The organism is Enterobacter sp. PP-008-ECC_S150, from assembly GCF_045257065.1.
In the GTDB taxonomy this organism is placed as follows: Bacteria; Pseudomonadota; Gammaproteobacteria; order Enterobacterales; family Enterobacteriaceae; genus Enterobacter; species Enterobacter chengduensis.
In genome coordinates this window covers 168,762-192,215 of sequence record NZ_JBJHHG010000003.1, presented here as the reverse complement: position 1 = coordinate 192,215, position 23,454 = coordinate 168,762, and the positions used below count along the sequence as shown (strand labels likewise).

Sequence of the window (23,454 nt, the reverse complement as noted above, 5' to 3'; positions counted from 1 at the left end):
TATTAGTAAGTATTAAATTTAAAAAACACCTTCTTTGAGAGGATGATCTTTTATTCCTCCCCAAGGGTCATCTATCAAAAACTTAGCAGTAATAACTTCTTTCGTCGGTACAAGAGTGAAATTATAGTAAATTTCATCTCCTTCACAAATCTCATAAAAGAGTGAATAAACCTTATCGTTCACATCTATATTTAAATCGAATTTCTCAGTTGCAGAAGCGATTTGCAGCTTATCTTTATCCGTAATGAAAAATGGCACAGCAATACAGCGCTGAGCATTTTCATCCATTTTAAAAGCATTCTCTATTTTGATATTGACGTTTGCTCCAAATGCGTCCTCTGGTAATGGATCGAATATAACATAATCCTTGTGAAGAACAGCACCTTGAGAAACATTGCCTTTTCCCCACTGACTCAGCTTTTCGTCATAGTCTCGGGAGCGTAACAATATTTGGCTATGCGAAATAAGTAGATCTACTGTTTGCATGCTCTTATCACTCATTATATTACCTCGACTTTTATTCTTGTTCCATCTGGCAGTTCTGATAAAACATTATCAATACTTGAACCTGCACCACGGTTATCACTAGGATCTATATATCTTACGCTAGCTCCATCACCGCCTTCTTTAGACATCGCCATAGGCCATTCATCACGATCATAACCAGGCTTTGTTTTGATATTTTTTAGACTCGTTTTCCTGTTAGCTTTCGCAGTGCCCCGTTGGATTGTTACAACCTTTGCATGTCCTAAATCGATCGCGTCTGATATGTGACCAAACGTTGCTGGATATTCAGAGCGTTTCAATTTCAAAACGTATTCGTAATTTTTTGACTTCGATTTTGTTAAAGTGCAACCAGCTAAACCCAGAGGATCTATCCAGGTAAGAGGGTTAACAGTATATTTATAAAAGTTAATCCCCCCCGCCAGCCCTATCGGGTCCTGCTGCGTAAACCGACCGCAGTCCGGGTCGTAATACCGGAACAGATTGTAGTGCAGCCCTGTCTCACGGTCCAGGTATTGCCCCTGCATGCGCAGGTTCTGAGAATATCCTGATACCTGCGTTTCGCTTTCCCGCAGCAGCTTGCCCCAGGCGCTGTTCACCCCTTCCCAGCGCACCTGCCCTTCGATATCCGTCATCCGCTCCGGCGTGCCGTTCGGCTGGCAGTGGAACCAGAAGATCTCAGGGGCTTCCACGCCGTCAATACGCGCCAGCGGGTCGTAGCTGTCCTGATCGCTGTAGACGTAGGTGAGCGGCACATCTCCGTGCACCTCCTGCAGCAGGCGGAACCCTTCCCAGACAAACCGGGTGGTCACCGGCTTGCCGGTTGGCTGGCCGCCCAGAATCTGGCGTCGCGTTTTGCTGATACGGCGACCGAGCGGATCGTAGCGGAAGCTGACCTTCGTCTGCGGCTTATTGCGGTCCCGCGGCTGGCTGATGACCTCCGTCAGGCGATGTTCACCGTCGTAGCGGTAGTGCCAGCGGGTCTGGCCGTTATCCTTCTCTACGGTGCGGCCGTGGATGTCATAGCGCCAGCGAATGCCGTTAAGCTGCGTCAGACGGTTGTGCGTGACCTTCTCAACAGAGCCTTCCAGCGGGTTACCGGCAGCGTCCCAGCGCCACTGCTCCTGTCCAGGCAGCGTGCCGTCCTGAACCAGCAGGCGCCCGGCGCTGTCGTACTGCCAGCGGTACCAGCTGAACGGGTTATCGTCCCGCTCTTCACGCACCAGGTTATTGCGGTAGTCGTAGTCCCAGCGGCGGGACCAGCGGCGCGGCGACGGGCGCTGGGCATTGCCTGTAAAGACGTCCCGGCGGTGCAGGCGGCCAAGACGGTCGTACTCGCTGCGGGTGGTCAGCAGCCCCTGAGTGCGGCTGGTCTCCCGGTGGAGTTCGTCCCGGGTAAAATCAGAAACCGACAGCTTATCGAGAGCAATGCTGAGCAGATGCCCGCTGCCGTAGTAGAACTGCTTCAGCTTGCGACCGTCGGGCAGCGTGACGGAGGTGCGGTTGCCCAGCGCGTCGTACTGCCACGCCAGCTCGCCGTGCTCGCCCGCCTCGCGCATGACGCGACCCAGCGCGTCATACTCAAAGGCGAGCTCCTGCTCTGCCTCGGTACTCCAGGCATCCGCTGCAAGCGCAGGATGCAGCCCAATCCGGCTTAACAATCCGGACGGCGTGTAATGGTAGCGGGTCTGCCCTTCCGGCGTGGTGCGGGCGACCAGCTGGCCGCTCGCGCTCCAGGCGAAGGCGTGGGTGATGGCCTCCGGATGACCGGCGGCAAAGGTGCGCGCAATCGTGCGTCCGCAGGCATCGTAGCGATACTTCGAGGCTACGCCATCGAGCCCCACCTCTTCCAGCAGCAGCGAGTCTGGCCCCCAGCGGAACTGATACGCTTCACCGTTCTCGTTTTCCAGGGCAATAAGACGCCCGCGGCTGTCCCAGCGGCGACGCACCTCTTCGCCCTGGGTATTACGGGTGGCGGTTAAGCGCCCCGCCTCGTCGTAGCGGAACTCGCTCTCTTTCCCGTCGGCACCCGCATGCTTCACCGGCAGACCGCGTTCGTTCCATTTGAGCGATTCCGTCCAGCCTTCCGGGCGATCGAGCTGCACCGGACGCCCTGCTGCGTCGTAGCGGTAGCGCGTCTCTTCCCCGTCGGCGCTCACCTCGGCCACCAGCCAGCCCAGCGGGTGATAGCGGTAGCGGGTAATACGTCCGGAACAGTCCGTCGAACGAACAATCTGCCCGGCTTCGTTGTACTCCTGGTAGCGGCTGTTGCCGGCGGCATCGACCTCTTCAACCACCTGGCCGAACGCGTCCCGGCGCAGCTTCGTCGTCTGCCCCATCGGGTCCACCACGCGCTTCAGCCCGTGATGTTCGTCGTACCAGAACCGGGTGGCGCTGCCGTCGGCTTCGATAATCGCTGCCGGAAGCGCGCGATGCTCCAGCCAGCTGGTGGTGCGGGTATTGCCGTCGGCATCGATCTCCTGCACCCGGTTGCCCATCTCGTCGTAGACAAAGATGACGGCGTGGCCGAGCGGATCGATGCGACGCGTCAGAAGCTCGTTGTCGTCCCACTCGTAGCGCCAGTTTTCACCGCGCTCGTCAACGTAGCGGACGATCAGATTTTGCGCGTTCCAGTAGTGGCGGCGCGTCTGACCATCGTAGTGCTCGACGGTCGTCAGCCCGGCGGCTAAATCGTAGCTAAAGCGGCAGCCGTCGCCGGTGCTGGTGCGGTTTTCCACCACGCGCCAGTGGTCGAATTTTTGCCAGCGGTATTCGCTCTCCAGCCCGCCCGGCATCCGGTGCCAGACCATCAGGCCGTGGTCGTTGTAGCGGTATTCACGCGTTACCACGCCGGAGGCGTCCGTCGCGCTCGCCAGCTGGCCGCGCGCGTCGTAGCCCCACTGCATTAGCGGCCATGTCTGGTTGCCGTCGAAATGGCTGGCCGCGGTCACGCGCAGCGGGAAGCGTTCATCGTCATAGCGCAGGGTGACGTCGATGGCCCGCGGCTCGTCGTGAAGACCGACCAGCCTGCCGTGCTCGTCCCACGCCGTCAGCAGCGCGTTGCCGTATTCATCGCTGAGGGAGGCCAGACGCAGGATAGAAGGATTCATGCGGGTCGGTTTGTACAGACGCCATACCGCACCGTCATCGTCGGCAATCGCTAGGTCGCCGTTCTCATTGCGGCGGATAATGATGCCTTCGCTGACGCTGTAAAACGCGCGGTCGACAGGCGGCAGCTCGAAGCTCAGCTCGCGCCCGGTTTCATCGAACCAGGTCGCATTGTTATCTTCCAGCGTGAGATAGCTGTCAAAGGTCGTTGCCCAGCCCAGGCCAAACAGCCCTTCGCGGGTGGTCAGGCTGTTATAGCTTCGCTGCCAGCGAAGCGGGAAGCGCCCCGGCAGCGAGAAGTCGAGCTCGTCGTCATCGTTCAGCACCTTCACGCCGGTGGCGGCGTGGACCGGGTGCGAGGAGCCAAACACGGCATTCACCGCCATGTCGGCCAGCATCCCGCCGCCGGCCGCCGCCAGCGCGCAGGGCATGTTTTTCAGGATCTTGCCCGGACGCCCGCGCAGCAGGGAGAGCGCGATCATCCCCAGCGCCAGACCCGGCGTTTTACCGCTTTTGATATCGCGGACCGTGAGCGTGTCCCCGCCGATGATCACGTTCGGGGAGACGTCGTCGGAAACGGTGCCTTCGCAGGTGGTGCGATCTTTCGCGCGCACCGCGGGCTGCCCGTTGATAAAGACGCTTTTGGAGCCTTCCGCCAGATACTGCGGCCCGGAGTGCTTTTCACACGCCACCTTGTCTTCTTCCAGCGGCGAGGTCCCCGCGGCGGCAGAGGCCACGCTCGGTTGCCACATTTCGCTGCCAAACTGTCCGGCGGCTGAAAGCAGCATGCCCGCGTAATCGGCAAAGCTGCCCGGCGACTGGGGTTCAGGTGAAGGCGTATCAGCAGGCGTCAGCGTGCCTGCCGAGCGTGCGGCGGGGATTGCGTTGGTGAGAACGTTATTCGAACCGGTGGTGATTTTTCCCGCAGGCGACGGTGGGAAAATCGCATTGCCTAACCCTTCCGCAGCGTTGCTGATATCGTCGGTGATCCCCGCCACGTTCGCCAGCACGCCGCCAATGATGCCGCTTAACAGACAGCTGGATCCAATTGCCGCCACGCCTGCAGCTGCTGCCCCCGCCCCCAGCAATGGCGCCGCGACGGTAGCGGCCGCGCCCACCGCCGCGCCGATCACCGCATAGGCGGCACCTTCCGCCACAATGCTGGTGATGTCAGCAAAAATGCTGGAGTGAATAATCTCGTCGCCCTTACGGGCCGCGTTGTTATCGCTCATGCCTTACACATTCCGGTTGTCGTTTAGCGTCAGACTCTGCTTAAGCGCGCTCCAGCGCACCTCGTCCTCTTCGGTGAATGCTCTGAGCGCCGAGAGGGTAAAAATCATTAATACCGGTTTGCCCGGCGTCTGTACGGCCAGCTGTTTTTGCCACAGGCGCTGCCCGTTGCGGTCGAAAGTGGTCTCAACTTCCAGCCCGTTCGTTTTTCCGTCAGGCCCGGCTTTTACGCTCCGGAATTCGCTCTGGGCAATCTCACCCATCTGAGGACGCAGCACGTCCCACTGGCGGTGGAACTCTTGTTCATAGTCGCTGCCATCGGGGATCGCGCCGCGGCTGACCACTACGGAAAGCCCGCTTTCGTCATCGCGAATAATGTTCATGCTGTTATCCTGCCAGGCAGCAGGAAAGAGGGAAAACGAACCTTCCTGGAGGGTGTATTTCATAAGTGAACTCGGGATGATTAATATTGAGAGAAATAATTGAGGCCAATCCATACTGGCCTTTGTCTGGCTTTATATTATTTAAGCCATTGACCTGATTGTTCGACTAAAACACGGTTGCCCTTGCTGACAACCAGTTTCACAGGTGCATACGTCACGGTATAAGCGATCTCGCCATTCTTGTACGTTGAACCGATTATTTTACCTGCGGAGTCGCGTAACGTTTTTCCCTTTAAGGAGATCGTACTGTTATCGCTTTTGCGCACGCCGAGATAAACCATCTCGTCACATTCGCTCTCGAAACGCCCGCACCTGTTTATCAACGAAATATCGAACTTTTCGGTGTCCAGTTTTCTGAATTCCGCGTTTTGAACCGAAGGGGCTTTACGTAACATATAACGTAGCGGAGCATAATAATTACCTTTTTGAGGAGGAGTCACTAAGCGCCATTCAATTTCACTCCCTTTTATTTCCAGAACAGCCCGTCCGCCGACGCCGCCAAACGATGAGTTGAACTCAACGTTGGCACGATTGCCTGCGATCGTACCGCTAAGATTACGCTCATCCTCATCAGGGCAATCTATGCGATTTCCTCTTTGAGAGATATAACAATAAGACCCGGTGATACGGTTGCCTGATTCAGCTAATCGCAGGGTTAACGTTGAGTCGTCCCCGAATTCGCCAGCCCACTCCCCGTCAAACGCGAGACCTGACAGGCTGTTCGTTGCAAAATGCATCGCCTTGAATCTGGCGGCCCACTGCTTAATATCGGCATTTATAACCGGGCTATTATCAGATGACCGATATTGTATAACGTCCGATTCCGGAACCACCCAGGCCGCAAAGATTTTACCGTCAGGATTGATGACCAGCGCTGACGCATTCTCCTGATAAAGATCCTTTAGCCAGCCTTCAACAAACAATCCGCCACCTGCGGTGCTATGCGGTTCACCGAAGACATCAAAGTTAGCAATAAAGGTCTGGTAATGGTTTCCCAGCGTTTTCCTGAGAATGTCAGCCACTTCGCCGTCATTAACGATGCGACTTACCGTATCGAGCTTATTGTATTGCGCTAACTCAAGCGCCGATGACGTTTCAACGACGCCTGTCAATAAAGCAGTGAGCAATGCGGCGGCCAGATATTTTTTGGTCATAAATCACTCTGAGGTACCATTGTCGTAATTCATCGTTATTTTGATAACGTTGCCGCCTTTCATCTCAAAAGAGAGCAACTTTTTCCCCAATCCGTAGGTAATCCACTCTTCCCCGGCATCATTGTCGACCTGACCGGTACCGTATGCGCTGTTCAGTTCCCTTCTCGTTGAACCCACATGGACACCGCGTGGTGTTGGGATAGCTTCGGCAGTCAGCGTAATCTGCGACACGATATACTCATCAACGCTTCTTTCCGCTTTATCCCACCAGAGATTGGAAGTGAATAGGCTTACTCCGGCCTTTTGATGCTGGAAGAATTTATAGTGGACTCCATCAAAAGGAACCTCACCGGTAAAACTGCCATCCACCGGCACGTCAATTTTACGGGCAATATCAGGCGTCCATCTGTCGCCTAATGCGACAGGCTGGCCTTTGAACTTGACGGAAAAATCCTCTTTTGTCAGAACGGGCGGCATAGCTTCTGCCAAAACCACATTGCTGCTCAGACAGGTAAACATCAGGGCACAACAAAGAAATGTCGGAGTGTGTTTTTTCACATTAGTTGTCATTCAATGAATATTTATTGCGCTTCTCACCACTGGAAACACCGCCAGGACATGGGAGCAGCGTTTCTTATTCGGCGCTTATGACGATTGAACCCAGACAGTCAGGATTTTTCTCAGTGAAACTGAAGCTCACCTTTTGTCCATTCATATCTTTTGGCGCTGTATAGCTGGTCACTTCGTTCTCAGAACGGCCTCGTGGATAATCAGTTAACGTCAGTTGCGGATAATGCTTTTTAACGGTATCGAGAGTGATGCACTGGCCGGACGGTGAAAAATTCAGTAAGGGTGCCATACCGTCACTTTCTTTACTTAAGCGTAAATCAATTGCAGTAATGCTCGTTCCATCCGCGAGTTTAATATCGTCGGCATTGTAGAAATTGATATATTCATTCTGTTTCGTCAGCTTGAACGACAACGGAGCGTTATCCAGACTGTTAACGGACAACGTTCTAAGTGATGCGCTCATTTTTGCAATGAACTGCCAAAGATCCTGTTTCTGCATGTTACCTCCTGCCATTCCCGTCGTTAATAAAGCCGCAAGCACCGCACCCGTTTTTAGACTATGGATAATTTTTATCATACCAACCGCCATAATAATCTTCGTAATATTGCCCTGTGGTAGACGTTTGCTCGCCTTTGCCAAAGATACGGCCTATCTGCGTTCGCGCTTCACTTTCCTTTATAGCCCCACGTTCGAGAGAATCATAGATACGATTATATTGTGTCTGATTTGCCGGATTGCCCGCAATACCGATATCCCCACCCTTGTTGGCTATGATTTCGCGCTGGACCCGGATATTGTTCAACGTTGCAGCGCCTTCATCACTGAGTGTGCTGTTGAGATAGGCGTCGCGCGAAGAAAAATCAATGTTGGGTTCATATAAAGCGTGGCCACTTTCATGTGACAGAGACTGAACAACCGCATTCGGATTACCGAGCTCATTTTTATCAACGGTAATAACTCGCTTTTGACGATTGGCAAACGTTCCCTTGCCTGCCTCACCTTCTTCAAATGTCCAGCCTCGTTTCTTTAACGTAGCTATGTCATTTTTCATAGTAGGTGATTTATCGACAAGACTATCTACATCCTTGCCATATCCGCTTGAAGGAGCATTGGAGGCTGGAGGCGTAGCGTTTTTAGAGGCTTCGGCAGGTGCGCTGGCGGCCACACCAGCCTTACTCTCCTTTCCCGGCGCAAATTTCTCCTGCACCGCCGCATCAATATCCCCTTTATGCCCTGAACCCGGTGCCGTTGTGCCCGGCTTGGTGCCAGAGGTATTCAGGTGCAGCTTGCCGCCCGTGGTGATATACCCATCCCCTTCCACGAAGAAGTTAAACTCTTTACCAATCAGGTTAATCTTGCCGTTAGCGTTGAGTTCAATGGCGCTCTCACCGGAGACCAGCCGCAGCTTCGTCCCGGATGCAATGACATACTGCTCTACCGCCGCATCCAGCTTGCCTTTCCCCGTCAGGATCTCGGTGCCGCCCTTCACCGCCTGGATCTGATTAGCCTCCACGCGATGCAGCTCATTTTTCTTCACGTAATGGCTGCGCTCGCCGCCGACGCTGTGCGTTTCATCATTTTTAACGCTGGTGTCCATGTTGCGCTCGGCCTGGATCCACACCTGCTCTGCACCCGCTTTATCCTCAAAGCGCAGGGCGTTGGCGTTATCGACGGAACCGTCTTTCGTCCGGCTCATAAAGCCCATCTGCGTCGCCGCTGCCGGCAGCGCCCACGGCGGCATGCTCGCGTCGTTGTACACGCGGCCGGTGATAATCGGACGGTCCGGATCGCCGTTGATAAAGTCCACCACAACCTCGTCGCCGACGCGCGGGATTTGCACCCCGCCGTACCCCTGGCCCGCCCACGCGCTCGACACCCGCACCCAGCAGGAGCTCGTGTCATCGCCCTTCGCCAGGCGGTCCCAGTGGAACTTCACCTTCACGCGACCGTATTTGTCCGTCCAGATACTCTCGCCCTTTGGCCCCACAACTTTCGCGGTCTGCGGGCCGTAGGTGCGCGGCCACGCCGTGCTCTGCGCAGGGCGATAAGAGACCGACGCCGGGATGACCGTAAAATCGGTACGGTGAATGGTTTCACCCTCGCCGCTCGCGTAGCGGTTCTCCTCGAAGTGGTATCCTGCGGCGGTCACCAGATACTCGCCGTTGTCGCTGAAGAACGGGGCGTTGGTCAGCGTGAAGGCGTGCCCTGGCGCTATCCCCGCCGCCGTGGCGGTGGCCTGAATTTGCTGGTGCTCCACCTGCCAGCGCTCCTGACGGATGCGGGCATAGAACTCTCCGTGCCCTTTATCCACAAAGCGCCCCGGCCAGTCGTACACGTCGATGCTGCCCGGCTTCGGCGACGCCGGGTTCTGCTGGGCCTGGAACAGCCACGCGTTCGGCTTGCGGAAGTCATAGTCGTCGAGGCTGTAAATCCCCGGCGTCACGCTGTCCTCCAGCGCCCACTGGCTGATGCCCTCTTCGTCCGTACTCCCGCCTGACGGCGTCTGATGGTAAGGAATGACCTCATAGCCGCTGAACGGCTGATGCTGCGTGGCGGCATCGGTCAGCACCAGGGTGTGTTTGTCCGCCTCATGTCTGAAGTGATAGGAAATCCCCTCCAGCTCCATCAGGCGGCTGATGAAGTCCAGGCTCGACTCCTGATACTGCACGCAGTAGTCCCACACCCGGTAGCTGCCGGTGAGTTTGTCCTCAACGTTGACCTGATGCTCACCGAGCAGGGTTTTCACAATCTGCGGCACCGTCTGGCCCTGGAAGATACGGAGGTTACGGTCGCGCTTCATCGGCCACAGGTCCGGCTCTACCGTCAGCTGGTACACCGCATAGCGCGTGCCCGTCAGCTCAACGGCGCTCACCGCCACGCGCGTGACTTTGCCGTTGATGTAGCGGGAGGTGAGCAGGTTCTGCGTCGGGATGGTCACCGTGACCGGCTGGCTCAGCAGCTTGCTGCGATCAATGCGCGCGTCCGTGCCGAGCACGGTCAGCGTCAGCGCGAACGACTCGGACATCGCCTCGCGGCCGGAGAGTTTCCAGAAAAGCAGCCCCTCCACCGGGAGCTGGACGGTAATTCGGTTGAGCATAATCTTTATTCCATCTAGCTAATGCGAGTCAGAAAAGAGGTTCACATCTGTATATGCGCGTAATTTATCTATCAGGCTGAACGAGCATTTTTTCTTTTGCTCATTAAACAAACAAGAGAGTAAAGCTTCAATAACTCAGACGTAACAAACAATCCCAAATTCACCCAGACACTTGTAATACCAAACATACTTATCAGGAGTGGGAAAATAGAAACTGAACACCTGAACGAAATTAGACGAAAGATTTCCTGAACGAGCGCAAATTTAATCGCAATATCTTTCCCCTTAAAAAACAACCAGGCTGAAATAAAGAATGAAATTAACAAGAGCAAATCAAATATAAAAAAGAGTGTTACGATAAAGCTGTAACCGCCTCCTGAAGCTACATCTGAGGATCCTGTGAATGCGATTAAATCTGAAATGAAGGGGACCCTGCCCTGGCGAAATGAATTTACACAATAAATCAAAAGTGCCAGTACATCCATGCTTCCCCAGAAATACCATAGTTTACTTTTTAAATTCATAATCCTCTTCTCTGACTCCAGGTATCCATTGCCACGATTTTCCGCTTACTGTCCAGGCATCATCGCTCTCAAGATATTTTTGATAAATAGACCGCTGTTCACCGAATCGTCTAATTACAGACTTTTCTGATATCAACGCGCGCGATTCGCCATCCAGGTCTCCGGGTAATGCTGTCCAGCGCTGGATTTTATCACGCGACGTATTCATGTAATCTTTGCCGTCCGACCCAAAGACTCTTCCCTCGTCCCCCATGCTCGTTAGCCTATTTATCGCCATAACCACAACATTTTTTGTTCCATGATAATCATTTTCCACTGTCTTCCAGTAACCCGGCCCATAGTGAGGGGTCGAAGGAACAAATGAATCACGCGTTGGCGCTGGTTTTCCAAAAAGAGCGACATTATTTTTGTAACGTTCGATGACGTAATTCACAAAAGCTGGGCTATACATCGTCTCATCAACACAAAATAGCTCTCCTGACTCGGAGATGAAAAAGGGATAAATTGCTTTTGTGCGTTGACGTTGATTTATCAAGACCACCATTCCTGAATCAATTAAGCGTTCAATCTTATTAAGATTCTGAGCGTAGAGAGGATCAAAAACCGCGTTAGGATTAAATTCGAAACGATGTCGTAGCGTTAAACCGTCTATATTGTGAAATGGATTTGAAACGCCACGGACCACAACAAACTCGCGCCCTACGTCGCTCCGTGCATAAACAGGAGAGACAATCTTTTCAAATTCCTTTGGATGAAGCCTCTGGCTTCGAAGATCGTACACTTCCATAGTATCTCCTGTTTATATCCCTACGGATTCACCAGCCAGGTGCCCGGCTTGGCGATATCCAGCGTCTGACCACGCGTTCTTCCGTTGCCCTGCAGTTCAATCTTCACCTCACCGACCGGCAGCTTGAGCGAGGCATAGCCGTTAGCTCCCGGGCGCAGCGCTTTAGGCTCGCCGTTCACCTTCAGCGTTTCGCCATCGAGGATCCGGATATACACCAACGCAACAGGGCTCGCGGCAGGCGGTGGCGTCTGCTGTGCCGTTGCCGGCTCGCTCACCTTCGCCGTCTCTGGCTTCACGTCCGGCGCGTTCGCGGCGGTTTCCGTTGGACGCGTCTCTGCCGGAGCTTGCGCAGCCTGCTCAGGCGCGTCGTTGCCGCCGCTGAACAGCATCGCACCGGCAACAACGCCCACCAGCACGCCTGCGGCTACCAGGCCTGGGATTTTGTAGCGACGCCAGTCGAGGAACGACGTCGGCTTTTCGTCTTCGACCGGTACTAGCATCGTGCCGGGCTTTTTCGCGGTCAGCACATCGTTGATGCCCGCGACCGGCATCTCGATCAGCGCCGCGAACTCGTCGATAGACTGCGGACGATCCTCCATGTGCAGCGCCAGCGCACGGTCGATGGCCTGCAGCAGCGGAATGGAATAGCCCTGCGGCATGATTTCCACAAGCGGTTTGCAGGTGTCCTGAATAGAGCGCACCACGCTGACCGGTGGCGGAGAGCCTACGATCAGGGTACGCAGGACGGCACCGAGAGCGTAAATATCCGTCCACGGACCCTGCTCGCTTTCGTTGTCGTCGGTATACTGCTCGATCGGCGCAAAGCCCGGGCGCAGCATGGTTTCCGTTTCGTCGGAAAGGTTGCCGATGGTGCGGCGCGCGGAGCCGAAATCGAGCAGCACCGGCAGGCCGTTATCCTGGATCTGGATGTTATCCAGGGAGATGTCGCGGTGCAGGTAGCCTTCGTCGTGGATGGTCTTGATTGCGCCAAACAGCATCGGCAGCGTGCGGCGGATCCAGGCTTCGTTGATAAGCTCCGGCTTTTCTTCGCGCAGGCGCGACAGCGTGGTGCCGCTGTAAAACAGCGTCCCCATGTAGGCCGTATCGTTTTGCACCCAGAAACGCAGGACGTGCAGCAGGTTCGGGTGGTTAAAGCGCGCCAGCAGACGCGCTTCCTGAATAAAGCTGTTCAGGCCTGCGGAGAACGCTTTGCCAAAGCGCTCGCTGCGCAGGACCAGGGTCATGTCGTCGCCGCGCACGGCGAGCGAGGAAGGCATAAATTCTTTGATAGCGATAGTGCGTTCGAGCTGGTGATCCCACGCGCGATAGACGATGCCAAAACCGCCGCCGCCGATCACCTCTTTGATTTCAAATTCGTTGAAGCGGTACCCGACCGGGAGCGCGTTTGGGACAGTCCGATTGTTATCATTATCCGTCATCTTTTACAGTTCTCTTGATGATTATTACGCGGCAAACTGACAGTGAAACTCGCCCTGCTCGCAGGTGACGTGCAGACGTCGGTACTGCTCGTCGCTGCGGCTGGCGGTAAGTAAGATCTGGCTCATCTGTGGCAGCAGGGTGTTGGTCAGAATAGCATCCACCATACGGCCTCCGGACTCCACCTCGGTACAGCGCTGAACAATCTGTTCCACCACGCTGTCGTCAAACTCAGAAATAATGCTGTGATTCTCTTCCAGACGACGCTGGATGCGTCTGAGCTGCAGGCGAACAATCTGCCCCAGCATCTCGTCGCTCAGCGGGTAGTACGGCACCACCAGCAGGCGTCCCAGCAGCGCCGGTGGGAACACCTCGAGCAGCGGCTGGCGCAGGGCGCCGCTCAACGCGTCAGGTTCCGGCATCAGCTCAGGGTCGGCGCACATGGCGCTAATCAGCTCGGTGCCGACGTTGGACGTCAGAATAATAATGGTGTTGCGGAAATCAATGTGGCGCCCCTCGCCGTCTTCCATCCAGCCCTTATCAAAGACCTGGAAGAAGATCTCGTGGACGTCCGGGTGCGCTTTTTCAATTTCGTCCAGCAGCACCACGCTATAAGGGCGGCGGCGCACGGCCTCGGTCAACACGCCGCCTTCACCATACCCTACGTACCCCGGCGGCGCACCTTTTAAGGTGGAGACGGTGTGCGCTTCCTGGAACTCGCTCATGTTGATGGTGATGACGTTCTGCTCGCCGCCGTACAGGGATTCGGCGAGCGCCAGCGCGGTTTCGGTTTTACCCACCCCGGACGGGCCGCAGAGCATAAAGACGCCCACCGGCTTGTTGGGATCGTCGAGCTTCGCCCGCGAGGTTTTCACGCGGCGGGCAATGAGATCCAGACCGTGACGCTGGCCAATCACGCGCTGGTTCAGCGTGTCGGCAAGGTTAAGCACCGCGTCGATCTCGTTTTTCACCATCCGGCCCAGCGGAATACCCGTCCAGTCAGAGACCACCGCGGCAACCACGTTTTCATCGACCGCCGCAAACAGCAGCGGTTCGTCACCCTGTAAGGCGTTCAGCGCCTGCTGCCGTTCCGCCAGCTGGCCGCGCAGCCCGGCGCTCTCTTCATCGCCCGCCGCGAACAGCGCCGCGCGCAGGCGAATAATCTCCTGCACCAGGCCGCGCTCTTCTTCCCAGCGCTGGGCCAGGGCTTCGCGTTTTGTTTCATACGCCTCGCGCTCGCCGCGCAAAGCCGTCACGCGTTCGGCCTCCCCCGCGCCCACGCGCGCTTCGCGTTCCGCAATCTCGATTTCCACGTCGAGCGCCGCAAGATGGCGCAGGCAGTCTTCCAGCTGCGCAGGCGGCGCGCTCTGGCTGACCGCCACGCGGGCGCAGGCGGTGTCGAGCAGCGCTACGGCTTTATCCGGCAGCTGACGCGCCGGAATGTAGCGATGCGACAGCTTCACCGCCGCGCTGACCGCTTCGTCGAGCAGCAGTACCTGGTGGTGGGTCTCCAGCGGCGATACGGTGCTGCGCAGCATCAGAATGGCCTTCGCTTCGTCCGGCTCGTGAACCTGCACCGTCTGGAAGCGACGGGTCAGCGCCGGATCTTTCTCGATGTACTTTTTGTATTCCGCCCAGGTGGTGGCGCCGATGGTGCGCAGCTGGCCGCGCGCCAGCGCTGGCTTCAGCAGGTTCGCCGCATCGCCGGTCCCCTGCTGGCCGCCTGCGCCAATCAGGGTGTGAATCTCATCAATAAACAGAATGATCGGCGTGGTGCTGGACTGCACCTCGTTAATAAGCGCCTGCAGACGGGCTTCAAACTCGCCCTTCATGCCCGCGCCTGCCTGCAGCATGCCGATATCCAGCAGCCACAGCTGAATATTTTGCAGCGGCTCCGGGACGTCGCCGTCGGCGATGCGCAGCGCCAGCCCTTCTACCACCGCCGTTTTCCCGACCCCGGCTTCACCGGTCAGCAGCGGGTTGTTCTGGCGGCGACGCATCAGAATATCGACCATCTGGCGGATCTCCTCGTCGCGCCCGACAACCGGGTCAATCTTCCCTTCACGGGCGCGGGCGGTCAGGTCCTGACCGTACTGGGCCAGCGTCCCCTGCGCGGCAGGTACCGCACCCGCCGGTGCGTCGACGGCGGCAGCGGCCTGCTGGGTCTCTTTGCTGTTGGCGCAGATAGCGTCGAACTGCTCGATCAGCACCTCGACGTTAAGACGGGTGAACTGCGCCGAAATGCTTTTCAGCACGTTGGCCAAGTTCCAGGTTTTCAGCAGGCCGATCAGCAGATGGCCGCCGCGAATGCGGCTGACGCCAAACTTCAGCGAGCCATAGACCCAGGCGCGCTCTACGGCGCTGTCGATATGTTCGGAGAGATCGGAAACGGAGCTCGCCCCGCGCGGCAGCGCATCCAGCGCGGCCACGATATCGCGCGTCAGCTGCTGCTCGTCGAGGGCAAAGTGGCGGATGACCTGCTGCAGATCGCCCTCCTGCTGCTGCATCATCTGATGCAGCCAGTGCACCAGCTCAACGTACGGGTTACCGCGCAGCTTGCAGAACGCAGTCGCGCTTTCCAGAGAGGTAAATAACAGCGTATCCAGTTTGCCGAAAAGCACGGCACGGCTAATTTCTGACATGTTAGTTTCCATTAACAATGATTCGGTATACGGAAGGATTACCGCTCTGCGCGATACACCAGATCGCCGCGCGGGACGGGCTGCGGCTGAAAACCCAGCCAGGTGTTATAGCCTAATCGCCCGGCGCTGCCGAGCGCGGTGCCCTGCACCGCGTCTTCACGCAGGATCACCCGCGTTTCCCATTCAAACTCTACCCCGGCGTACTGACGCACCCAGTCGCGCAGCTCCGTGACCCACGCTTCCCCCGGCAGAAAGCGGCTGTACTCCTCCGCGCTCAGCGGGCCAATCTCAATGCGGAACTTGTGCTGCACGTCGCGGACGGCGACGCCGAGAAAGGCGGACTCACCCATGCGCGGCATGCGGCGTCCTGCGCCAAGCTGCGCCTGCTCGCGCGTGGAGAGCGGCATCCACTGCGGCACGTTGCTGACCAGCCTGACCGACGCCTTAAAATAGCTGCACAGGATCTTCTCCAGCCCCTCCGGATCCCGCCCGTGGCGCGTCAGGTGCCCGGCGTGGGTAAAACGCGCGTGCGCGCTCAGGCTGCCCTTGTCCATCTGCCCCGGCTGGCCCATGCCAATCAGCGACGCCAGGTACCCCTCAAAGCGCTTGTTATCAGCGCGATCCAGGGAGACGGTGGGCTGCGCGTCCGCCCAGGCGCGGTAAAACAGCAGCGCCAGACGGTGATGGAACAGATCGGCAAACGCGCTGAGGCTGGAGTCCTGATGATGATGAATACGCTCGCGGGCGTATTCGGTCATGTGGACCGGCAGCGGGCCGTTCGGGCCAAACAGGCCGAAGCTGAGGATAGACACCTCGTGCAGCCCGCTCCCTTCCCGCAGGCGGACGTCGGCCAGCGTCGACGGCGCAAAGCTCATCGACGGCTGCTGGCCGATGCGCAGCGGCTCAAACTTCGGCAGCGGCGCGCGCCCGAGCGGGTAGCGCTCGCCGCCCTGGGCATCAATGCGCCTCAATAGCTGAAACAGATCGTAGCGCCAGGGCGTCTCGCGGACCCCGTTCCAGAACGCTTCCGGCAGCTTCGTCAGGCGATGCACGCGCAGCGGTGCAGTAGCGGCGTCACTCATATCAGCGCCCTTTTACCCATGCGCGGCGCCCAGTAGCCAATCTCGCCGCGCTGCTGACTTTTTAGGGTGAACTCCGTAAAGCTGTTGATGGAGACCAGACGGGCAAAGAGACGCTCCATCACGCTGCCAAAGAGCCACGGGCTGGCGCCGGAAAAGGCACGCTCGTCTACCGTCAGGGTAATGCCTATCCCGCGGGCGAAAACCACCGGGCCGGGTTCTGGCACGCGGCGGTGAACCGGCTCCAGCACGCAGTGGCGCACGCCGTCGACCTGACGCGCAACGGGCGTTTCGGCCAGGTTGGCGTATAGCCCTAACAGCTGACGCAGGGCGGCTGCGCCCTCTTCGTTTTCGCTGTCCATCAGGCTGAGGTAGTTCATCTGCAGCTGGCTGATCAGCCGCCAGGTGCTGAACCCTTCGGCCAGCGCCGGGCGCGGCGGCGTCGGGCCTTTGCGCAGGGTAAGAGATTTCACCGGCATGGAGTCGGCCACAATGAACTGCCCGAGCTCCTGCTGCAGCATTAGCGGCAGGTCGCGGCTGGTGCAGAGCACCTCGGCAGAGATATAGCGCAGGTTTTCCTGCCAGGGGGCGTGCTGTTCATCCACCAGCGAGACAAAGACCTCCGAGCCGATGTAACCGGTGCGGGTACCGTAGCGCAGGGCGTGCTCGGACAGCACGCGCTGTTCACGACGCAGGGAGAAATAGGCCCCGTAGTTGCCCGCATCGCCGCTCCAGGTGCTCCAGAAAGGGCGAAACGTCTGGTCATCGCGCTGGCCGTCCGCGCTGCCATAGATTTTTTTTACCGCATAGATTTCATAATCCAGCGGCCGGATGTTATCGACCACCAGATGGTATTCATGCTGGCCTTCGTTCAGCTTCTGACGCGCAGCGACCTTTGGGAACAGGTTGATGACCGGCGTGCAGTGCAGCGCCAGGTGGCTGGCATCGACCACGCGCTCCAGCTGTTCATCCGATTTGTCCAGCAGAATGAAAATGTCGAACGCTTTCTCACCTTCACAGCGCTGGATCAGCGTGCTCAGGCCGCTGAGGCTAATGAACCGGAATCGGGCCGGAAACGCAAAGTACTCCTGCAGCAGGCGATAGCCGTCAAAGTTGCGCAGATCGTCCGGAAGCAGCGCCTGGTCAGGCTCAAAGCCCTCCTGGCGCAGCGCGTCCGACGCCAGCAGCTGTCGCTGCGGCTGCTGGCTGACCGTCTGGCAGACGATCCCGGCGTGGTGCTCCATCACCAGCTCGAGCAGCTTCAGCGCTTCAATATCCGGACCGGCGAGGAAAAATTCCAGACGGTCGAAATCCAGGTGCCCGAGATTTTGCGGACCGTCGCAGGCGATGCGGATCCGCAGGGCGCTGCCGATCCCACGCTGGCTCAGGCCCAGCTGCGCGAGCGGCAGATCGGCGGGCACGCCGCCCAGCTCGACCTTGTCGATCTTCAGCGGCAGCAGGTTAACCTCGTGCGCCGTGGTATAGCTGCAGGTGACGCCGGTTTTTTTCAGCGCCAGGCTGTCCATCATGGTACCGCGCGGCACGATGAAGCCCTTGCTCAGGTCGCCCCGGCTGCTGTCGGGCGCAATCTCCGCGATCGCCATCGACGGCGTAGGCGCGAGATAGTTCGGCGCAATCATCTCCAGCAGACGCTGGGAGAAGCGCGGAAACTCCGCGTCCATTTTCATCTGCACGCGGGAGGTCAGAAACGCGAACCCTTCCATCAGGCGTTCGGTATACGGGTCCGCCACGTCGATACCGCGCATGCCCAGCCGTCCGGCGACTTTAGGATAGCGTTCGGCAAACTCGGCCCCCATTTCGCGCAGGTAGGCCAGCTCACGGTTGTAGTATTCGAGCAGTTTACTTTCCATGATTACCCCGCATCTTTCAGTTCAAAATGGCCGTTTTCCAGATCGACATCGGTACGAAACAGAAACTCAAGCGGGTAAGGCACGCACCACAAACGCCCTTTGATCTCGATGGAGAGCACGTTGTGCAGATCCAGCGAGGAGGTATCCGATACGCAGCGGACCTGCAGCCCCTGCGGCAAAATGCGCGGTTCAAAATTGATGATGGCCTCGGTGAGCTTGCGCTGAATGTCGTGCCATTCGATGTCCGACATTCTTTTCCCGGCCAGCGGCGCGACCCCAAAGTTAACCACCGAACGGCTCACGTGCGGCAAGGCGCTCAAATCGCCGGAGGCATCGTGATTGATGGTGTTAAACAGCCACTGCAGATCCCGCAGGACGCTGCGGCGCAGGGCGGCGTGGGTGATCAGATTGCTGTTGACCGACTCGCGCTTTTTTTCCGGGTCGTTATCGGTGAGGCGATCGAGCAGCGAGGGCTGCATTTTGTCGCGCGCCCCCACCTTCTCCTGCTTGCTGCGGGCTTGCCAGCCGCTGCGCAACAGATCGCCTTCGCCAGCGGGATTACTCATCGGCGTCATCCGTCGCAAACGTTACGAGCCCTAACGACAGCAGCGGGCTTTCGCTCTGCTCGCTTAGCCAGGCCTTCTGGCCCATGCCTGTGTAAAGGGTGCCGTCTTCATCGAGCGGCTGCCAGTCGGTGGTGCGGCCCAGCTTGACCGCATCCGGCGCATCGGCTGCAAACGGATAACGCGCCGGGATCTGGCACACCTGCTCCGTCCCGTCGGTCAGGCGCACCAGGGCGTGACGCCAGACCAGATCGGTCACGCTGGCAGGCGCCTGGAAACGGATCTCCGCGATGGCGTTAAACGGCAGCCAGAAATAGCGGCCGTTGACGAGGGTTTCGCACACCGGGCCGAGACGGGCATCGCCGTCCATCAGCCACTTAAAGGCCTGCGTCTCCTCGTTTTCGAGGGTGATGTGGCCGGGGGTCGCCTGCGCCTGTTCAAGGGCTTCCAGACGCAACGCCTGCGCGCGCTCTCCCTCTTCGCCAAGCGCCGCGGCCAGCGTCGTCAGCCACGGCCACTGGGTTTCAGGCATTGCCGGACGCGCCTGTCCCGCCATCACCTGCGCGCGCTGCAGCTCGCCCTGGATGGATTGCTCCAGCAGCGTGACGGTAGGTTTCGCCTGCGGCTTCAGCGCCAGCCAGCTTTTCAGCTGGGTCAGCGCGCGGGTCCAGTTGCCGCTGAGAATTAAAAACTGCACGAACGCGGCGCGAAGATCGGCATCCGCCGGACGGGCTTTGATGTCAGCTTCAAGGCGCGCCAGCGCGTCGCTGAGGGACTCACCCGCCAGGTGTTGATAGAGCGTATTCATCGCCACTCCTTAATTCGCCGCGCGCCAGGCGCCGACGGCCGGATCGCGCAGCTGAGGACGCAGGGTGTCAATCAGCACGATATTCAGCGGAGCGCCAGGTGCGACCCAGGCGCTCCACGTTTTTTTCACCGCCGCGATACGCGCCTGCAGTTTTGCGTCATCGCTGGCGATCTCGCGGGAAATCTCTACCGCGACGGTGCCGTTGCTCTTCCAGCTGTTCAGGGCGTTGTCGTAAGGCAGGATCATCCAGCTCTGGTCGCTGTCGGGCGTGCTGAAGACCATGCGCTCTTTGTTGACGGAGGTGATCAGCGCCTTTTCCGGGTCGGCGCTTTGATTCAGCCCCGTCACCGGGAAGCCGTGGATGTAGGTCACCGCCATCTCTTTCTGCCCGCCGTTGCGGGACTGCGACACAACGGTGTGCCCGCTCAGCCAGCTGCCGTTACCGCAGCGGGTGGTGTCAGAAGCGGGAATAAAGAGCGCCGGTGCAGAAGCGCCCCCTTCCCAGAAGGTGCGCAGGTGGCAGCCGTCCTGGAGGGTAAACTCCTGCCACGGCGTGCGGTCCGCGGCAACCGTGCGGGAAGCCACGTCCTGGTCTGGCGGCAGCAGCGCGCCGCTGGCGGTGGCTGCGGTGACGGTTTCAGCAGGCGCGGCCTGCTCCTGTTTCACCACCAGCGCCCAGTCCTGGGCTTTGCCTGCCGTGCCCTGCGCCAGCGTGGTACCCGCCGGATCGTTGAGCGTCCAGCTGAGTTTATTCACTTTGCTGCACTGGTGTTCCAGCAGCGAGCCAAGACGCGGCACAAAGTTCTCCAGCACGGAGACGTCTTTCTTGCCGTTCGCCACGATGCGCAGCGCCACCTCTGGCTTACACCAGCTCTGCGGCGTGTTGTCTTTGATGTTGTCGATCCAGATATCCAGCTTCTGCGCAGGAGACTGCACGATGCGGAAATTCTCAGCCTGCGCGGCGGAGGTCGCCGCCAGAAGTGCCAAACCCGATAGCCAAAGTTTCATATCGTTCCTTGTGTGTCTAATCAGTTCCGCAGGGAAGAAATTGTGCTGCGTCAGAGAGAGTGTGCAGCAAAGTGGTGTCCTGAGGGTTGCCCATCCATACCGCCAGGGCGGTATAGTTATCCTGCGCATTCCCCTCCTGCTCGCCATTCTTTTGAATGATTTGGTTCATTAAGGTCAGCCACTCCTGCGGCGTATTGACCATATGCAGCGACTGCTTCATCTGCTCTTCGCTGACGCCGTGCCAGAAGCCGTCGGTGCAGAGCAAGAACGCATCGCCGTCTTCCACCTGCACCACGTCGCTGTAGCTCGCTTCCGGCCCGCCGTTTTCAATTCCCAGCGCCAGATAGAGCAGGTTGCTGTTCAGGTTGTCGGTCTGGTGCCCGGCATCCTTCATCTGCTGCACCAGGCTGTGGTCGGTGGTCACATGCCACAGCCATCCCCGGCGAAACAGGTACAGGCGGCTGTCTCCGGCGTGCGCCCAGTAGGCCAGCCCGTAATCCCGGTCAATGAACAGGCTGACCAGCGTCGTGCCCATCCGGCGATAGTCCTGAATGGCCTGCTGTTCGCTGAGGATGGTGCGATTCGCCGTCTGCACGTAGTCGCGAATGTGCTGCGCATTAAGATGTTTGTCGCCATCAAAGCGGGAGATAATGCTGTTGCGGGCCAGCTCGGCAGCCACCTCACCGCCCGGCAGGCCCGCAATGCCGTCGCAGACGACAAAGCAGGCTGAACGTTCCCCGATGGTTTCTCCCGTCTGATCCTGGTTGCTGGCGCGCGTCCCCTGGCGGGAGAGAGAAGCCGTTGCGATATTCATTTGTCTTCCGATCCGCTCTGTGAGTCTTTGTACTGATTCACCTCCATGTCATACGCATGGAGGAAGGCTTCGCCAAACAGGGTGTGGAAGTCATCCTCAATCTCGCCCGCCGTCTCGCCATAGCTGCGAACAAAATAGTCCCACAGGGCGGCTTTGCGGCTGCCCGGCAGCGCCAGACGCGAGGTCATGCCGTTCTGCTTCGCCTGCTCTTCCAGCTGCTCCGGGTTAAAGGACTGCAGCATCGCGGCGATAATGGCGCGGATGCCGGAGATCATCCCCAGCTGGTGCGCCTGCAGATCGATCAGCGCGTCGCGCACGGACTTTGTTGGCGGCATAAAGCCCGGCATCGGGGTGCCGAACATCTGGATCAGCACGGTTTTGCCGGTTGGCAACAGCTTGAACGGGTTGTTGGCGTCGTCCAGCACCATGGTCATGTCGGCTTTTACGCCGCGCTTGAGGATGGAGCGCGAGGAGAGCAGCGCCACGGTCCCCTGGGAGAACATGCCGAGGATCTGTCCCAGCTGACGCATATTTTCACGGTCAAACTGCGGGACGGGCTGCATTTCGCTCAGCCCCATACCTTCCAGCAGCGCTTCAAGCAGTTCGCCCTGCAGCACGTCGCCCTTCTCACCGTTATTTGCCGTGGCGGCTGGAGAGGCAGCGTTATTGACCGGGTCGATGCGCAGTCGGCCCTTCGGTGCCTGCGCGCTGCTGCGCGCAACGGCCTGTGGCGTCGGCATCGTGAAGCCAGCGTAATCCGGTCGCGCCGGCTCCTCTTCAGCACGCGGTTCTTCCTGCGGCTCAGGGGCGAACAGCGGGGAGTCGGCCAGCACGTCCTCTGCCTGCTCAGGTTCCGGCACTGGCGCAGGCTTATCGTCAATCATGTCATCCGGATGGGTTAACGGCGCGCCGCCCATCAGCCCGAGCGGGTCGTCATTTCGCGCGGCCGGCGCGCTGGCCTTACCGCCAAACAGCGCCAGCGGATCGAGCTCATCCGCCGCCTCTTGCTCTGGCTTAACGGGGTTCGTCTCGCCCGGCGGTACCAGCGTAGACGGGGTAACGTCGTCGAAAATGCTGTCTTTTTTGAACAACGCCTCGTCGCTGAACAGCGTGTCCGGGTCGACATGCTTACGCTCGAGCGTGGGATCGCTGTCGTTGAACATCGCCAGCGGATCTTCGGCGTTACGCTCCGGGGCCGCAGGCTGAGAGAACGGATCGTGCGACGCCGCAGGCTGCGGTTTTGTGCGGTTGCTGGAGATGCTGTCGGAGATGGAGAACTCCTGCATCAGGCTATCCCAGATTTCCGTTGGCACGGCGGTCGGCTCGGTTTTTCCGCGCGGTGCGGCACTGGCCGGTTTCGGCTGCGGAGCGGGCGCGGATGCGGCTGCCGGACGCGCCTGCTGCTGCATGCTGGCCGCCATACGGCTCACGGGCTGCGTGTCGTGGATAAGCTCGGCCACTTCGATGCGGTAGTCATCAATACCGAGAATGTCGCCATCCTGCAGTTCAACCTGACGCCCCCGCTCCAGCGGAATATCATTCAATACCACGCGGGTGACGCTGCCACGGTTGGTGACGCGGCATTCACCATTGGCGTCAACATGAACAATAGCCTGCAGACGAGAGATGGTGCGGTCATTGTCCGGCAACACCAGATTGTTATCCGTACCGCGCCCAATAGTGCCGCCCGGGGCGTAAAAATCACAGCTGCTTTGCGGCGGCTGATGACCGGGTTTCGTAGAAATAATCGTGAATCGCATGGCGTATTCCTGCTGGTATGATTAGCGCTCAAACGCTGCCGCTCTCGGGGCGAG

At 58.5% G+C, this 23,454-nt stretch carries 18 protein-coding genes; all 18 read right to left on the bottom strand.

Annotated features, from left to right (window positions below; all coding sequences use genetic code 11):
- Positions 1 to 18: 18 nt before the first annotated feature.
- The 18 genes from comJ to tagH all read right to left on the bottom strand — a co-directional run bounded on the left by comJ (position 19) and on the right by tagH (position 23,400).
- The gene (gene comJ / locus ACJBF3_RS05270; RefSeq protein ID WP_045329454.1) at positions 19 to 501 is read right to left on the bottom strand and encodes a competence protein ComJ; all 483 of its coding nucleotides are present in this window, start codon (positions 499 to 501) and stop codon (positions 19 to 21) included.
- Positions 501 to 4,844 carry an RHS repeat-associated core domain-containing protein gene (locus ACJBF3_RS05265; protein WP_406544788.1) on the bottom strand — a complete coding sequence of 1,448 codons (4,344 nt, stop codon included), beginning with the start codon at positions 4,842 to 4,844 and terminating at the stop codon, positions 501 to 503. Before ACJBF3_RS05265 ends, comJ begins: the two co-directional genes overlap by 1 nt.
- A 3-nt stretch (positions 4,845 to 4,847) precedes the next feature.
- Positions 4,848 to 5,288: a DcrB-related protein gene (locus ACJBF3_RS05260; protein ID WP_045326625.1), complete on the bottom strand. Its 441-nt coding sequence runs from the start codon at positions 5,286 to 5,288 to the stop codon at positions 4,848 to 4,850.
- A 74-nt stretch (positions 5,289 to 5,362) separates the two neighbouring features.
- A complete protein-coding gene (locus ACJBF3_RS05255) occupies positions 5,363 to 6,439 on the bottom strand; it encodes a hypothetical protein (protein WP_045326627.1) in 1,077 nt (358 codons plus the stop codon).
- Between the two features lie 3 nt (positions 6,440 to 6,442).
- Positions 6,443 to 6,997 carry a hypothetical protein gene (locus tag ACJBF3_RS05250; protein WP_227658518.1) on the bottom strand — a complete coding sequence of 185 codons (555 nt, stop codon included), beginning with the start codon at positions 6,995 to 6,997 and terminating at the stop codon, positions 6,443 to 6,445.
- Positions 6,998 to 7,073: 76 nt separating this feature from the next.
- Positions 7,074 to 7,598, bottom strand: a complete 525-nt coding sequence (locus ACJBF3_RS05245; RefSeq protein ID WP_223239920.1) for a hypothetical protein — start codon at positions 7,596 to 7,598, stop codon at positions 7,074 to 7,076.
- The gene (locus tag ACJBF3_RS05240) at positions 7,567 to 10,107 is read right to left on the bottom strand and encodes a type VI secretion system Vgr family protein (RefSeq protein WP_045326633.1); all 2,541 of its coding nucleotides are present in this window, start codon (positions 10,105 to 10,107) and stop codon (positions 7,567 to 7,569) included. Before ACJBF3_RS05240 ends, ACJBF3_RS05245 begins: the two co-directional genes overlap by 32 nt.
- 71 nt (positions 10,108 to 10,178) lie before the next feature.
- Positions 10,179 to 10,631, bottom strand: coding sequence for a hypothetical protein (locus ACJBF3_RS05235; RefSeq protein ID WP_045326634.1), 453 nt, complete (start codon positions 10,629 to 10,631; stop codon positions 10,179 to 10,181).
- Positions 10,615 to 11,418: a hypothetical protein gene (locus ACJBF3_RS05230; protein ID WP_045326636.1), complete on the bottom strand. Its 804-nt coding sequence runs from the start codon at positions 11,416 to 11,418 to the stop codon at positions 10,615 to 10,617. The genes ACJBF3_RS05235 and ACJBF3_RS05230 overlap by 17 nt, the downstream gene beginning before the upstream one ends.
- 20 nt (positions 11,419 to 11,438) lie before the next feature.
- Positions 11,439 to 12,857, bottom strand: a complete 1,419-nt coding sequence (locus ACJBF3_RS05225) for a serine/threonine-protein kinase (RefSeq protein ID WP_045326638.1) — start codon at positions 12,855 to 12,857, stop codon at positions 11,439 to 11,441.
- Between the two features lie 24 nt (positions 12,858 to 12,881).
- A complete protein-coding gene (gene tssH / locus ACJBF3_RS05220) occupies positions 12,882 to 15,497 on the bottom strand; it encodes a type VI secretion system ATPase TssH (protein ID WP_045326639.1) in 2,616 nt (871 codons plus the stop codon).
- 38 nt (positions 15,498 to 15,535) lie between these two features.
- Complete coding sequence (tssG, locus tag ACJBF3_RS05215; protein ID WP_045326641.1) at positions 15,536 to 16,579, bottom strand: type VI secretion system baseplate subunit TssG; 1,044 nt, start codon at positions 16,577 to 16,579, stop codon at positions 15,536 to 15,538.
- Positions 16,576 to 18,447, bottom strand: a complete 1,872-nt coding sequence (gene tssF, locus ACJBF3_RS05210; protein WP_045326642.1) for a type VI secretion system baseplate subunit TssF — start codon at positions 18,445 to 18,447, stop codon at positions 16,576 to 16,578. The genes tssG and tssF overlap by 4 nt, the downstream gene beginning before the upstream one ends.
- Before the next feature lie 2 nt (positions 18,448 to 18,449).
- Complete coding sequence (tssE, locus tag ACJBF3_RS05205) at positions 18,450 to 19,013, bottom strand: type VI secretion system baseplate subunit TssE (RefSeq protein WP_032641116.1); 564 nt, start codon at positions 19,011 to 19,013, stop codon at positions 18,450 to 18,452.
- Positions 19,006 to 19,818, bottom strand: a complete 813-nt coding sequence (locus ACJBF3_RS05200) for a type VI secretion system accessory protein TagJ (protein WP_045326644.1) — start codon at positions 19,816 to 19,818, stop codon at positions 19,006 to 19,008. Before ACJBF3_RS05200 ends, tssE begins: the two co-directional genes overlap by 8 nt.
- A 9-nt stretch (positions 19,819 to 19,827) precedes the next feature.
- Complete coding sequence (locus tag ACJBF3_RS05195) at positions 19,828 to 20,826, bottom strand: hypothetical protein (protein WP_045326645.1); 999 nt, start codon at positions 20,824 to 20,826, stop codon at positions 19,828 to 19,830.
- A 16-nt stretch (positions 20,827 to 20,842) separates the two neighbouring features.
- On the bottom strand, positions 20,843 to 21,640 hold the full coding sequence (locus ACJBF3_RS05190) for a PP2C family serine/threonine-protein phosphatase (protein ID WP_045326646.1): 798 nt from the start codon (positions 21,638 to 21,640) through the stop codon (positions 20,843 to 20,845).
- Positions 21,637 to 23,400: a type VI secretion system-associated FHA domain protein TagH gene (tagH, locus tag ACJBF3_RS05185; RefSeq protein ID WP_045326648.1), complete on the bottom strand. Its 1,764-nt coding sequence runs from the start codon at positions 23,398 to 23,400 to the stop codon at positions 21,637 to 21,639. Before tagH ends, ACJBF3_RS05190 begins: the two co-directional genes overlap by 4 nt.
- Positions 23,401 to 23,454: the final 54 nt, after the last annotated feature.

Excerpts from the sequence above, each read along its gene's own strand:
- tagH (WP_045326648.1), bottom strand. The coding sequence starts at position 23,400 with ATGCGATTCACGATTATTTCTACGAAACCCGGTCATCAGCCGCCGCAA.
- tssG (WP_045326641.1), bottom strand. The coding sequence starts at position 16,579 with ATGAGTGACGCCGCTACTGCACCGCTGCGCGTGCATCGCCTGACGAAG.
- ACJBF3_RS05265 (WP_406544788.1), bottom strand. The coding sequence starts at position 4,844 with ATGAGCGATAACAACGCGGCCCGTAAGGGCGACGAGATTATTCACTCC.
- ACJBF3_RS05255 (WP_045326627.1), bottom strand. The coding sequence starts at position 6,439 with ATGACCAAAAAATATCTGGCCGCCGCATTGCTCACTGCTTTATTGACA.
- comJ (WP_045329454.1), bottom strand. The coding sequence starts at position 501 with ATGAGTGATAAGAGCATGCAAACAGTAGATCTACTTATTTCGCATAGC.
- ACJBF3_RS05235 (WP_045326634.1), bottom strand. The coding sequence starts at position 10,631 with ATGAATTTAAAAAGTAAACTATGGTATTTCTGGGGAAGCATGGATGTA.
- ACJBF3_RS05190 (WP_045326646.1), bottom strand. The coding sequence starts at position 21,640 with ATGAATATCGCAACGGCTTCTCTCTCCCGCCAGGGGACGCGCGCCAGC.
- ACJBF3_RS05260 (WP_045326625.1), bottom strand. The coding sequence starts at position 5,288 with ATGAAATACACCCTCCAGGAAGGTTCGTTTTCCCTCTTTCCTGCTGCC.
- ACJBF3_RS05200 (WP_045326644.1), bottom strand. The coding sequence starts at position 19,818 with ATGAATACGCTCTATCAACACCTGGCGGGTGAGTCCCTCAGCGACGCG.
- tssE (WP_032641116.1), bottom strand. The coding sequence starts at position 19,013 with ATGAGTAATCCCGCTGGCGAAGGCGATCTGTTGCGCAGCGGCTGGCAA.
- tssF (WP_045326642.1), bottom strand. The coding sequence starts at position 18,447 with ATGGAAAGTAAACTGCTCGAATACTACAACCGTGAGCTGGCCTACCTG.
- ACJBF3_RS05225 (WP_045326638.1), bottom strand. The coding sequence starts at position 12,857 with ATGACGGATAATGATAACAATCGGACTGTCCCAAACGCGCTCCCGGTC.
- tssH (WP_045326639.1), bottom strand. The coding sequence starts at position 15,497 with ATGTCAGAAATTAGCCGTGCCGTGCTTTTCGGCAAACTGGATACGCTG.
- ACJBF3_RS05195 (WP_045326645.1), bottom strand. The coding sequence starts at position 20,826 with ATGAAACTTTGGCTATCGGGTTTGGCACTTCTGGCGGCGACCTCCGCC.
- ACJBF3_RS05240 (WP_045326633.1), bottom strand. The coding sequence starts at position 10,107 with ATGCTCAACCGAATTACCGTCCAGCTCCCGGTGGAGGGGCTGCTTTTC.
- ACJBF3_RS05245 (WP_223239920.1), bottom strand. The coding sequence starts at position 7,598 with ATGGCGGTTGGTATGATAAAAATTATCCATAGTCTAAAAACGGGTGCG.
- ACJBF3_RS05230 (WP_045326636.1), bottom strand. The coding sequence starts at position 11,418 with ATGGAAGTGTACGATCTTCGAAGCCAGAGGCTTCATCCAAAGGAATTT.